This window comes from Colwellia sp. D2M02 (assembly GCF_018860755.1).
Classification (GTDB): domain Bacteria; phylum Pseudomonadota; class Gammaproteobacteria; order Enterobacterales; family Alteromonadaceae; genus Colwellia; species Colwellia asteriadis.
This window is the reverse complement of sequence record NZ_JAHKPW010000046.1, coordinates 23440-36959: the sequence shown is the minus strand read 5'-3', so window position 1 is coordinate 36959 and position 13520 is coordinate 23440. Positions and strand designations below refer to the sequence as shown.

Here is a 13520-nt window from a genome sequence, read left to right as displayed (position 1 = left end):
GCATCCATGTAGCGTCACATAAAAAAGTTGATAACGCAGTAAAAATGACCAACAAACGCTGTCCGAAGGATTCGGCTAAAAGCGTTTTATTCTTTGTTGAACAGTCTTTGCTTAGAATGACTAGGCAACACACTGTCCGCCGCGATTAAAACGCTTTTATCTCGAACAAAATTTAACCGCGAAAGTTCAACAGCCCCTAATGCACTGCTAATATGCTCAAGATAAACTGGGTACTCTATTTCAAACTAATAGTGGTGTGCACAGTTGATCCGTCTTGGTGATCTGGCTCAAACCATCTTGCTGTGACCGATTTAGTATAAGTCCAAAAGCTGACCACTTGTTTACCATTAGGGCCTAAATCACCTAGCTTTGAACCACGTGAACCGGTAAAGCTAAAATAAGCTACTGGGACAGGAATTGGCACATTAATACCAACTTGGCCAACATCAATATCATTTTCAAATTTTCGTGCTGCCCAGCCCGATGAGGTAAATAATGAAGTACCATTACCGTTTGGGTTAGCATTAATAATCGCTATCGCTTCATCTAACGTATCTGCTTCCAGTACACACAAAGCGGGTCCAAATATTTCTTGGGTATAAATATCCATGTCAGTAGTTACGCCAGTAAACAGAGTTGGTCCAACAAAGTTACCATTAGGGTACCCTTCAACTTGACAATTTCTACCATCAACTAATATATTCGCGCCTTGCTCAACACCTGAATCTAATAAAGAGATAATACGAGCTTTGGCTTGTGGTGAAACTACAGGCCCTAAATCAGCATCAAGTTGAGTACCAGGTCCTACTTTCATCAGTTTCGCTCGTTCGACAATTTCAGGTAACCAATTACGGGTTTCTCCTACTAATATCGTCACAGGATTTGCCATACAGCGCTGACCTGCCGCACCAAAGGCTGAGCCTAATAAATCGTTAATAGCTCTATCTTTATTAGCATCAGGCATTATTACCATATGATTTTTAGCGCCCATCATTGCTTGGGCTCTTTTACCATGTTTACCCGCAAGATCGTAAACCTGAGTGCCGATGGCGGTTGAGCCAATGAAAGAAACTGCTTTAACTTCTTCACTGGAGATAAGTTGATTTACAACAGCTTCACCACCATGGACTACATTTAAAACGCCTGCTGGTATACCAGCTTCAATCGCTAACTCTACTAAGCGAATAGTTGATGAGGGATCTTGCTCTGACGGTTTTAAAATAAAGGTATTACCACAAGCAATAGCAGCAGGAAACATAAAGGCAGGTAGCATTAAAGGAAAGTTGAACGCAGTTATGCCTAAACCAACACCCAGCGGCTTATGCAAAGTATAAGTATCTACATCAGTCGCAGCATTATTAGCCATTTCACCTAATTGTAAACGCGTGATTAAGCAGGCATTTTCAATAGCCTCTAACGCTCGCCCTACTTCGCCCACTGCATCAGGTAATGTTTTTCCATGCTCTAACGTCACTAACTCTGCTAGCTCTTGAGTATGTTCACGAACTAGCTGTTGAAACTGCAACATAATACGCATTCTATTGGTCAAAGAAACTTTAGACCAGCTTTTAAAGGCTTCTGCTGCACTGTTAAGAGCCGCAGTGACTTCATCATTTGTTGCCACAGGCACCCGCGCAACAACTTCTTGGGTTGCAGGGTTTAAAACATCTAACCAAGTATCTGATTTTGAGCGAATTTTTTCGCCACCAATAATGAGGGGAATTTCTTTAACTGTCATAGTAAACCTTAATATCAACTGTAGCGTTATAAGTATTATGTGAGGAGATATAAGGCTAAGTTAAGGCTTTAATTTGATAAGTACTAGCTTTAACGTGATTAAAAAGAAGACAAAGAGCATGAAGCATGCAAACTAATATTTACAAGTTAACGCTAAGTATATGTTTACCTTAACGTTAACTTACTCAATGAAATTTATTTAATGTAGAAGCTTAAATAAATTTTTAAGTTCATGATTATTCGTAACATTTACTAGCGGGTAATTTACTAACGAATAATTTACTAATGGGTTATTTACTAATGGGTTATTTACTAATGGGTTATTTACTAATGGGTTATTTACTAATGGGTTATTTACTAACGGCTCATTTAGTTAACAGTACTTTACTTAGTAGTACCTTACTTAGCCGTAACGTTGTGAAGGTAGTGTTGTAAAAAATCATCATAATTACTCAGTGAATTAATATTACCTTTATTTCGCTGACAAACACCCTTTTGGTATTGAAAATTGAATACATCAAACCATAAATCTAACAACTGAGCATTGTCATGTTCACCAAACATATCTAACACTCTTGCGCCAACTTCAGCAGTAGAGAATTGGTACTCTAGCTCTGTTTTTCTAACTGTATAACGTGATTCATCCCCCACAGGTGAATAGTTAACATCTATTGATTTCTGATTAAACGCAGCTTTACCGTCAAAAGATACCATAGGGAATTTATTTAAATATGGGCTCTTACGAAACATTTTTTTAGCTTCTCGCCAACTACCATCAAGCATAATAAATAATGGCCTTTTTCCTTCACCACAGCTAACCTGATTAGTAAAAACTTTGCGCTCTTGTTCAGCATACTCTTGAGGAAAAACAACAAAAGGTTGCCATTTATCGTCATTAAGCAAAGCCAATAACTCATTATTTTCTTCAGTTCGTGACCAAAGATAAGCAAAGGTATCAGGAATTAAATCAGCAATTAGTTTTCCTGTATTGCTAGGCTTTAATACTTCTGTGTCATACATCAGCAATAAAAAAGCCGCATTAGTGTTAATTTGCTCAGCTTTAGGTGCTAATGCACAAATACAAAATGGTTTAGCTAATTGACATAACTCACAGCGAACAACACGTTGTCCTCGTGATTTATAGGTAGTGGTGCTTTGGCTTTTGCGATATAGGTGTAAACGATGTACTGCGTGCATAAAGAGGATTACTTAAAAAAAGACCTTGTGATTATATCAGCACAAGGTCTTAGTGTTGAGCAATAGTTAAGGTTATTGTCTTAGCGCTCGCCTAACTATATTTTATTGATGTTAGGTAATGAATAAATTAAATATTTTTTTGGCTTTAACTCAATTACTTAACACTCACAGTAACAACATTAATGTTAGATAGCGCATCAATCGATGACTTTAACTGCTCTTCAATAACATCTACTTTAGCAATAGCATGACAAAGCTCTTGGGCTTTTGCTTCTATCGCCTCAGTACGGCTTTCCATTTCAACTTCAATGGTTTCACCAAACTTCTCCATGCGCGTTTCAAAATTTTCTCCCTCACCATTGGCTGAGAGCATTTCTTGACCCAACGCAATCAAGATAACCCCCATAGAATTAGTGATAGAACGTTCAACCGCAGACTCTATTTTACTTTCAAATTCATCAGCTTGTAATTCATCATTATCTCCACCAACCGTAAAACCTTTCTCGAGAGAGTAACGTGCTAATGCATCATCACGAATAACTTCTAACTCTTGCGTTAGGTTTTTAGCTAATTGATTACCTTCACCTAATAAGCCATTAAACGCTAAATTTACGCCATCAATCGCTAGTTCAACGCCTTCGACAACCACAGTTTCAACTTGTGGCACAAGTGCTTTAATATTTTGAGAGTATTGGGTCACTAAGGCTTGTTGCTTAGCCGTTAAAGATACTGAGCTGTTATTAATAAGCAGACTTTTATCGTTCTCGATTTTATATAAACTTTGCTTGTTATTATCTTCAGCGAAAAACTCAATAGTTGATTTATCAATATTTACTTGCCCTGATAGATTAACATTACACGAATTATTAGCCAGTATAGGAGTCGCAACAAATAAGCTAGTTACAGCACAAGCGGTTAATGTTTTTTTAAATAATGTCATAAAGATGTCCTTATAAACCAAGTCATTGTGTAAGTGCTTTTAAAAAGCATTATCAAAATACTTAGTTTGAATACTTATTAAGATAAATGGCGTTAAACCACGTAAACGAGTTAAACCGATAACACTGGTTTTATCTATACCAACTAAGGCAGCTTATACAGCTAATACAAATTTAGCACCAACTTTATTTTTACTTATATTTCAGCAACTTAAAAACATTAAGTTTTAATATCGCTATTTTATTGGTTAAACTCACTAATGATTGGTCAATTAACTTAAAGCCACCATTAAATAAATAAGCAGAGGGAATACTACTTCTGCATTTGATAAAGTCGCGATTTACAACGCTCAAATTCAAACGCAAGTTGCTGGCCTTGATAAAGCGCTTCAATGTCTACCTCAGCGCTGATTATTAAAACAATATTTTGATCATAAAACTCATCAACTAACGCAATAAAACGGCGCGCTTCATCATCAAGCTGGCGTAGCTCACTTAACAAATTGCCACCACGTTGATAATTATCTTCAACACCAGAAAACACCGCAGGAACTAAATTCCCTGAGAATGTAGGAACATTACTAATGAGTACCGCCTTATACGCTTTGGCTAATTGTATATAGTCTCTTTGACTGCGAGGACCTGAGCATAAAGCAAAGAAATCAAACCAAATCACCGTTTCAGTTTTATATAAATAACTAATATCACGATTATTTATGATTATTTTTTTAATGACTTCATCACTAACATCTTTGCTAATCCCTTGGCCTGACTCAACTTGATTATTAATAATGTCTGCTTGAGAAAGGCTATCAAGTTGAGTTAACTGTAAAAACCTTTGTTCAAGTTTATCGTTGCCTGCTTGCTCAATTAAAAAGTAATGTCTGTATGCATCTAAAGGTAAATGCTTTTTACGACGATGATCAATATCACCATCAATAGATAGCACATTGCAATATTGATTAATTAAAGCAATAGTTGGTATAAAGCGCTCTCGCTGCAAACCATTGCGATATAACAGCTCAGGTTGACTATTAGAAGTAGCAACTAAAATAACACCTTCTTTAAATAATGCAGAAAACAACCCCGCGAGCAACATAGCATCGGCAATATCGCTAACAAAAAACTCATCAAAACAAAGCAGTTTTATTTCTTTAGCCCATTGCTTAGCAATCACTGCTAATGGATCTGGCGTGCCTTTTAGCCGATTAAGCTGCAAATGAACACCTTCCATAAAATGATGAAAGTGTATGCGTTTTTTACTATTGAGGTTTAAGTTTTGGTAAAACAAGTCCATCAGCATGGTTTTACCACGCCCTACTCTGCCATAAAAGTACAAGCCTTTGATCTTCGCTGATGCTGTTGTACTTTTATCCGCATTTAGTAACTGTTCTGCAAGTTGATTAAGCGCATCTACTGCATTAACTTGCGCTTCATCAAAGCTAAGTTCATTACTATCTAACAGTTTTTGATAAGCCTGCTTCATGCGATGAACTCTTTATGATCAACACTTAGTTTGTTAAACATGAGGTAATTGAGATTGATTAATGGGCCGTTAATTAATGATAAATAGATTATTGAACGCTCGATTAAAAACGTTCAATAAAAGCACTTAAGAAAAACAAAAGTCAGCTAAACCGTTAAGTGACGAATTTTGAAGCTACGTCCTTTCATTTTTCCTTTAGCTAATTTTGCCATGGCTAGTTTAAGTGATGTTTTAGTCACAGCAACATAAGCTTTATTGTCTAAAACATTTATTTTACCTACCTGATCACCTTTAATACCTTGATCGCCAGTTAAAGCACCTAAAATATCACCTGGACGAACTTTTTGCTTTTTACCACCATCAATTTGAATAGTAGCCATTTTAGCTTGAGGACGCGGGTTATTAAGTACTGAAGCTGACGGTAGCAACTCAGGCACTATAGTGTGTTCAAGATAGTCTTCAAGTAAGCCAATTTTATAGCTTTCTTTGTCGCTAAATAATGAATAAGCCACACCTTTACTACCCGCACGGCCAGTTCGACCAATACGATGGACATGCACTTCAGTATCTCGAGCAACATGATAATTAATAACGACGTCTAAACTATCAATATCTAAACCGCGAGCCGCAACATCCGTTGCCACTAAAATAGAAGCGCTTTTATTCGCAAAACGTAATAAAGTTTGGTCGCGATCGCGCTGCTCTAAATCACCATGCAAGGCTAAAACACTAAAACCATCGAAATGTAATGCGTCAGCAACTTGCTGGGTTTCTTTTTTGGTATTACAAAAAATCACGGCGGATTCAACGGGGTTATCAAGTAGTAATAAACGCAAGGCATCTAAACGCTCTTCATCGTTATCTACTTTAAAAAACTGCTGACTGATGGTTGATTTATCTTCACTCACCGACACTTTTACTAATACAGGATCGGTCATAATACTTTGGCTGATCGCTTTAATTTGATCAGGAAAAGTTGCACTGAACAACAAGGTTTGACGGTCGACAGGTGTACGGTCAATAATATTATCTAACGCTGCTTCAAAACCCATTTCTAACATTCTGTCAGCTTCATCAAGTACTAATAAGTTTAAATCATCAAGAATTAATGTTCCTTTGATAACATGCTCTTCAATACGCCCAGGAGTACCTACAATAATATGTGCTCCATGTTCTAAAGAACCAATTTGTGGTCCAAATGGCGTACCACCACACAAGGTTAGAATTTTAATATTATGAACAGCGCGGGCTAGTTTACGAAGCTCTTTAGCGACTTGGTCAGCTAATTCACGCGTTGGGCAAAGCACCATAGATTGAATACGAAAACGTTTTACTTCTAATTTTTCAAGTAAAGCTAAACCAAAGGCGGCAGTTTTACCTGAGCCTGTTTTACCTTGACCAATCACATCCTTACCATTAAGCATATCAGGTAACGATTGTGCCTGAATGGGGGTCATGTCATGGTAGCCAAGTGATGCTAAATTTTTAGTTAAATCAGGCTTTAGCTTTAAATTGGTAAATGACAGTGATTTTTTTTCGGTATTATTTGATGTACTCAAGGTAAGTGCCCCAGTTATGACAAAATACTTTCAAGCGAAAGTTAATGCGCGCATAATAACAGTATTCAATGTTCAACCCTAGTTTATTCAAAATATATGGCAACAAATTCTATTAATTTATCAGCAAAAGTATGGCAAACATTACATAATAATCATGAAAAATATGAACATTATGCGTTAGTTATAAAGCTCTTTAGTATTGCTTTAGTTGTTATTGCTATATCCGTTAACCTACCTACTATGATTAGCTTATTATTGTTATTTACCTTATGGCTACAAGAAGGTATTTGGAAGACTTACCAAGCCAGAACCAGTGATGCTATAATCACGCTAGAATGCGCTATAAAAGATAACGACGACAACATTGCTTGTCGGCTTTATAGTGATTGGCAAGATAACAGACCTCGCGGTGGCGCACTGATACAAGAGTATATTAGCAGCGCATTGAAACCTACGGTGATGTTTCCGTATATTCCTTTAATGGTTATTAGCATTATCGCTGCACTTTAATGTAACGCGCTAATTATCAACGCTATCCAACACCAAAACAGCATTTAACTGTAGATAATAACTTATGAACCGTAAAAAAAAGATTAACAGTATATTAAAAAAGAAAATGAAAAAGATTAACGCAAAATTACATAGTAGTAATAAGCCTAAATATATTTCAAAAGCAGAACGCGAAAAGCAGGCCTTAGCAGCCGATGTAAATAGCGAAAATATTGAGTCTACTGAAAATACGAAAAAAACGGAAAGCTAATAAAGCTAAGCGTTGTTTAGTTGTAGTACGTTTTCAGGAAAAGTAGCTTACGCTGAGGTTTTTCCAAAAAATATCGTAAATATTAGGTATAAAAAAGGGTCGTATTAATACGACCCTTTTTGCTTAAAAACGTTATGTTTTTGTTATGCTATAACGAGGCTTCACCTTTGATTTTTTCTCGCATACGCTGTATCAACAAGTAGAAATAAGGCACAAGTAAGGTACCAAAAACAGTCGCGGCGATCATACCAGCAAGTACTGTTACCCCTAAAGATACTCGAGAACCAGCACCAGCTCCCGTAGCAAATACTAACGGTAATACACCTAAAATAAACGAGAATGCCGTCATTAATACCGCTCTAAAACGCATTTTAGCCGCATTAAGTGCTGCATTTAATATAGTTTCACCAGCGGCTCTTTGCTCCATAGCAAATTCAACAATTAATATCGCCGTTTTGGTTGATAAGCCTATTAACAGCACTAAACCAACCTGAGCATAAATATTATTCGCCATACCAATGGTATACAAAGCTAACATTGCGCCAAACAAAGCTAAAGGTACAGCGGCAATAACCGAAAATGGAATAGTCCAACTCTCATATTGCGCAACAAGAAACAGGTAAACAAACACAATAGCTAGGCCAAATAAAATTGGCGCAAGATTACCTGCTTCAAGCTCTTGTTTAGATTGCCCTGACCATTCATAAATATAGCCTGCGGGTAATTGAGCTGCTAAATCTTCCATAACATCAATAGACTGCCCTGATGAAAAACCTGACGCAGCTTGCCCGGTAATACTCGCACTACGATATAAGTTAAAGTGACTTATAGTAGTTGGCCCTAAAATAGGGGTCAGCTTAGCAAAAGTAGTGAGTGGTGCCATTTCACCATCTTTGTTACGTACAAAGTAATAACGTAAATCGGATGGGTCTTTACGGTACTGAGTTTGTGCTTGAATAGTGACTCGGTAAGTTCGACCAAATTGGCTAAAGTCGTTAATATACAACGAGCCTAACTGTGCCTGTAGTGTCACAAAAATATCAGACAGAGCAACACCTTGTGCTTTCGCTTTATTACGGTCAACCTCTAGAAAATACTGCGGAACATTAGCGCGGTAAGTACTAAATACTTGAGTTAGTTCTGGACGTTGATTAGCTTCATATATTAAGCCGTTCATCACTTGAGCAAGCTCTGCCGGATCTCTACCTTCACTATCTTGAAGTTTAAACTCAAAACCTGAGCTATTACCTAAGCCTGGAATTGGAGGCGGATTAAACACCATAATTTGGGCATCAGGCATACTCCACAAGTGCCCCATAAGTCGTGGAATAGTCTGTTTCAACCCTAACTCTGGTGCAGTACGTTCTTCCCAATCTTTTAAGATAATAATGGCTAAACCATTATTTGAACCTGGCCCGCCAAGTAATGAATAACCACCAACAGTAATAATATCGTCCACCGCAGGATCATTTAAAATAATAGGTGTTACTTTATCCATAACCCCTTGTGTTCTATTACTTGATGCCGCATCAGGTAATTGAATATCAACAAATAAATACCCCTGATCTTCTGCTGGTAAAAAAGCGGTTGGAACCGAAGTTGTTAACCAGCCAGCGCCAAAGAATAAAACCACAACCAAAACGCCTACTCTACCAACACGTTTTAATAAAAATCCAACGGCACTAGTGTATTTACTTGTTGATTTAATAATTAAGCGTTCAAAAGGCATCAACCAAGATATTGGCTTCATTTTTTCAGCGTTTAATAACACAGAGCAAAGTGCAGGACTTAAAGTTAATGCGTTAATAGATGAGATAATTACCGCAAATGAAATAGTAACCGAGAACTGTTTATAAAGCTCACCGGTAATACCGGGCATAAAGCCAACAGGAACAAATACTGCCAACAAAACGAGCGTTGTAGCAATAATAGGGCCTGAGACTTGTTCCATGGCTTTAGTAACCGCTTCTTTAATCGGTAACTGTTCTTCTTTTAGTATTCGCTCCACGTTTTCTATCACAATAATGGCATCATCGACCACGATACCGATAGCCAATACTAAGCCAAATAACGTAATGGTATTAATGGAGTAACCCATTAAAATCATAAAAGCAAAAGTACCAACTAAAGAAACCGGAATAGCTAAGGTTGGAATAATGGTCGCACGCCAGTTTTGTAAAAATAAAAAAACAACAAGAATAACTAACCCAACAGCTTGAAATAAAGTGACTTTCACTTCTTCCATTGAGCGATAAATAAACTCAGTAGTGTCGTAAGGAATAGTATGCTTTAAGCCATCAGGAAAACGTTCAGCCAATTTATTCATTTCAGCTTTAACTAAGGATGCAACTTCAGTCGCATTAGCATCAGGCAATTGATAAATAACTAAAAAAGCAGTTTCTTTACCATTCAAACGAGCTTGAGTTGAGTAATCTTCTGCTCCAAGCTCTAATTTAGCAATATCATCAAGGCGAACAAAGTTACCATCTCTTTGTGCACGAATAATGGTTTGGCCAAACTCTTCAGGACTTTTTAAGCGTCCTTTCGCTTGAATAGAATATTCAAATTGCTGGTTGGGTAATGTTGGGCTTGCCCCTAGTTTACCAGCGGCCACGATCATATTTTGTTCATTAAGTGCTTGCTGTACTTCAGCAACAGTAACTCCTAATGAAGTCATACGTTCAGGGTTTAACCAAGCACGCATGCTATAGGTCATTTCACCCATAACTTCTGCTGAAGCTACGCCTTTAATACGCCCTAGTGGCTCAGTTAAATAATTAGTCGCATAGTTGCTTAAAAAAAGCTGATCAATACTTTCTTGCTCTGAATATAAATTAATACCAAGCAACATTGAGCTAGATTTTTTCTTAACATCAACCCCTTGACGAGTGACCTCTGACGGTAATGAACTTGTCGCTAAAGCAACACGATTTTGCACGTTAACCTGTGCAATATCCCCATCGGTTCCTACCTTAAAATAGACGGTAATAACAGCACTACCATTATTGGAAGCAGAAGACTCGATATACATCATATCTTCAACCCCATTAACCTGTTCTTCTATGGGGCGAATCACCGATTCTTCAACAACTTGTGCACTAGCTCCAGGATAAACAGCGGCAATTTGAACTTGCGGCGGTGTTATTTCAGGGTACATATTTACTGGTAAAACGCTCATTGCGATTAAGCCAGCTAACGTTATAACAATAGAAATAACAAAAGCAAATTTAGGGCGATGTATAAAAGTTTTACTTATCATGAAATCGTCCTATTTAACTTTTCGGTGCTGGCGCACTAGCATCGGTAATAACTCCGGTGATGGCATCAACGGTTTTCATAACGGCTTTTATTTCAACGCCTGGACGAACTTTTTGTAGCCCTTCAACGATAACATTTTCACCATCTTGTAAGCCTTTTTCAACAGCCCACATAGCATTAATTCTTCGACCTAATTCAACAGGTCTTTGTTTAACTAAACTATTATCATCAACAACCAGTACAAATTTTCCTTGCTGACTTTCTTGTACAGCAGCTTGTGGTACTAAAACCATATCCGATTTAATAGTGCTTTCTGCAATCAAAGTAACAAATAAACCAGGAAGAATAATGCCGTCGGCATTAGGGAATTCGGCTCTTAGCTCAACCGTGCCCATACCTTGATCTATTTTAGTATCAGCAAAATCTAATCTTCCTTTCTCAGGGTAAGCCGAGTTGTTAGGCAGTCGTAGGGCTAAATCAATGGCAATATTGGCGGCATTATTTGATTTTTGATGGGTTTGTAAATAAGACACATATACGCTCTCTTCGACTTGAAAGCTAACATAAATAGGATCGGTAATAGTTAAGGTGGCTAGCACATTACTATTTGGCCCAATAATATTACCAATATCGTAATTTACTTTACCAATACTCCCTGTAAAAGGCGCAACAATAGTTGTATAGCTCAAATCTAACTCTGCTTTTTTAACTGCTGCTTGCGCAGACTCAACAGCCGATTTTGCTTGTGACTCCTCAGTGGTTAAGCGATCGAAATCAGATTGAGATATATAGCCATCGCCAATTAAATCTTTCGCGCGTTTTAAATTACGTATAGCATTATCTAGTGCTGATTTACGACTACTCAAATCAGCTTTGGCTGATGCGAGCGCAGTATTAAATTCAGCCGGATCAATTCTCAATAAAACCTGGCCTTTGTTAACAACTGAGCCTTCTCTAAAGTTTCGCTCTAATAACTCGCCTTCAACACGCGCCCGCAAGTTAGCCTCCTTGTACGCCTCTGTTCGAGCTACAAACTCACGATAACTACCAACTTTTTCACTTTTAAGTTGATAAACAGAAACGGCCGGTGCAGGCGCTTTTTTAGGTGCAACATCTTTTTGTCCGCAAGCGGTAAGCGCCAAAGTTAAGACACTTAAGAAAATAAATTTGCCCGATTGATTTTTTTCGAATAAATGCTTAAGCATTAATTGGTTCCTTATAAGAAAAATGCTAAGTTTTTTTATGTGTATTAGATTATTGCATAGCCGATTATTAATGCAGTAATTATTTGTACTCTAAACGTAAAAAAGAGCTAAAGACGAATCTTTAACTCTTTATAGTAGCATTAATTAACAGGGTAAATTACGCTAAGTTCATTCCTTGTACTTTTTCATGGGCAATTTCAGGGGTAGTTGCTTCTGGTTTACTATGTAAGTTAGCTTTAAGCTGACCTTTACGGTGTTTAAGTGCTGCATCTAGCTTTTTACTTGCACTAGCAATGGCTGGAAACATAACATCATCAATACCTGTAGTTGATATTCTGCCACCTTCGTAATTTGTTGTAATTTCAACCTGATATTGGTTATGTACTTTCGAAAGAATAACGTCGAGGGCAATTAAGGTTGGAAAATGGCTCGCTATTTTTGATAGTTTTTCTTCTATATGCGTTTTAATTGAATCAGTAACTTCAACATGATGACCAGAAAGATTTATTTTCATAGGTATTCCTTTTTTACTGTTACTTTACGACGAGTTAGCAAACGGTAATTATATACCGTCTTACTAATAAACCTGAGGGCAAGAAATCATTAAACAAGGGCTAATTAAAAATATTATGCTTTTGTATACGAAAATGATTAATGACCTAACTTTAAAGTAGCGTATAAAGAAAGAAAATACTATGACAATCACGTAAGAAAAAGTTATGTCATGCAAGTCGTTGTTAATAAAATTTATATAATAAGACGAGCAAGAAAGAAGGACACTAAAATAACGTTGATGTGAATTAGCTAGTTACACTAAATTAAGAGTAATTAATTACCACTCAAGTCTCCCTAGTAAATATCTGCTCTTAGAGCTCCATGCTTTAAAAAATAATGTGCATTATCGCTAAAGCGAAAAATCCGGCTAAAATATCATCAAACATAATACCAAAGCCACCAGAAAGCTTTTTATCAGCTACAGAAATAGGCCAAGGTTTAATAATATCAAAAAGCCTAAATAGCATAAAGCCAACTAGAACACTCTGCCAACTGACCGGTATCATAAACATAGTGATAAAAAAACCAGCAAACTCATCCCAAACAATCGCACCATGATCATGAACACCAACATCTTCTGCGGTTCTTCCACAAAGGTAAATCCCAATAATACAGCTCAGTAAAACCACTAAGGCGTAATACATGGTACTAAGCTCAGACATTAATAAAAATAATGGGATAGCAGCCAAGGTACCATAAGTACCTGGGGCTTTAGGTAATAAGCCACTACCTAAACCTAATGCCAAAAAATGAACAGGATTTTTTAAATTAAATTCGACTGGTTTATTTTCAGGTTTTTTTGATGAAGACATGATTATCTCAGTT

Annotated in this window: 11 protein-coding genes; 2 read left to right on the top strand and 9 right to left on the bottom strand. The window is 37.1% G+C overall.

Translation table 11 applies throughout. The features are described from left to right. Nucleotides 1–235: 235 nt before the first annotated feature. The 5 genes from KO495_RS07825 to dbpA all read right to left on the bottom strand — a co-directional run bounded on the left by KO495_RS07825 (nucleotide 236) and on the right by dbpA (nucleotide 6884). On the bottom strand, nucleotides 236–1738 hold the full coding sequence (locus KO495_RS07825) for a CoA-acylating methylmalonate-semialdehyde dehydrogenase (protein WP_215979850.1): 1503 nt from the start codon (nucleotides 1736–1738) through the stop codon (nucleotides 236–238). A gap of 398 nt (nucleotides 1739–2136) precedes the next feature. Further along, complete coding sequence (locus KO495_RS07815) at nucleotides 2137–2934, bottom strand: DTW domain-containing protein (protein ID WP_215979849.1); 798 nt, start codon at nucleotides 2932–2934, stop codon at nucleotides 2137–2139. A gap of 154 nt (nucleotides 2935–3088) precedes the next feature. Further along, nucleotides 3089–3874 (bottom strand): DUF2884 family protein, encoded by a 786-nt coding sequence (locus tag KO495_RS07810; protein WP_215979848.1) that lies wholly within the window; start codon nucleotides 3872–3874, stop codon nucleotides 3089–3091. Nucleotides 3875–4185: 311 nt separating this feature from the next. Then, entirely contained in the window at nucleotides 4186–5358 is a 1173-nt protein-coding gene (gene zapE, locus KO495_RS07805) for a cell division protein ZapE (RefSeq protein WP_215979847.1), read from the bottom strand. A 146-nt stretch (nucleotides 5359–5504) separates the two neighbouring features. Further along, nucleotides 5505–6884: an ATP-dependent RNA helicase DbpA gene (dbpA, locus tag KO495_RS07800; protein WP_215979852.1), complete on the bottom strand. Its 1380-nt coding sequence runs from the start codon at nucleotides 6882–6884 to the stop codon at nucleotides 5505–5507. A 129-nt stretch (nucleotides 6885–7013) separates the two neighbouring features. On the opposite strand from dbpA, the gene KO495_RS07795 reads away from it, so the two are divergent. Further along, a complete protein-coding gene (locus tag KO495_RS07795; protein ID WP_215979846.1) occupies nucleotides 7014–7427 on the top strand; it encodes a hypothetical protein in 414 nt (137 codons plus the stop codon). A 64-nt stretch (nucleotides 7428–7491) separates the two neighbouring features. Further along, on the top strand, nucleotides 7492–7677 hold the full coding sequence (locus tag KO495_RS07790; RefSeq protein WP_215979845.1) for a DUF2986 domain-containing protein: 186 nt from the start codon (nucleotides 7492–7494) through the stop codon (nucleotides 7675–7677). Nucleotides 7678–7825: 148 nt separating this feature from the next. Here KO495_RS07790 and KO495_RS07785 read toward each other — a convergent pair whose 3' ends face one another. The 4 genes from KO495_RS07785 to KO495_RS07770 all read right to left on the bottom strand — a co-directional run bounded on the left by KO495_RS07785 (nucleotide 7826) and on the right by KO495_RS07770 (nucleotide 13507). Further along, on the bottom strand, nucleotides 7826–10936 hold the full coding sequence (locus tag KO495_RS07785) for a multidrug efflux RND transporter permease subunit (protein WP_215979844.1): 3111 nt from the start codon (nucleotides 10934–10936) through the stop codon (nucleotides 7826–7828). Nucleotides 10937–10949: 13 nt separating this feature from the next. Continuing rightward, complete coding sequence (locus tag KO495_RS07780) at nucleotides 10950–12140, bottom strand: efflux RND transporter periplasmic adaptor subunit (RefSeq protein ID WP_215979843.1); 1191 nt, start codon at nucleotides 12138–12140, stop codon at nucleotides 10950–10952. Nucleotides 12141–12297: 157 nt separating this feature from the next. Further along, nucleotides 12298–12654 (bottom strand): ribosome-associated translation inhibitor RaiA, encoded by a 357-nt coding sequence (gene raiA / locus KO495_RS07775; RefSeq protein WP_215979842.1) that lies wholly within the window; start codon nucleotides 12652–12654, stop codon nucleotides 12298–12300. 367 nt (nucleotides 12655–13021) lie between these two features. After that, nucleotides 13022–13507: a phosphatidylglycerophosphatase A gene (locus KO495_RS07770; RefSeq protein WP_215979841.1), complete on the bottom strand. Its 486-nt coding sequence runs from the start codon at nucleotides 13505–13507 to the stop codon at nucleotides 13022–13024. Between the last annotated feature and the right edge of the window lie 13 nt (nucleotides 13508–13520).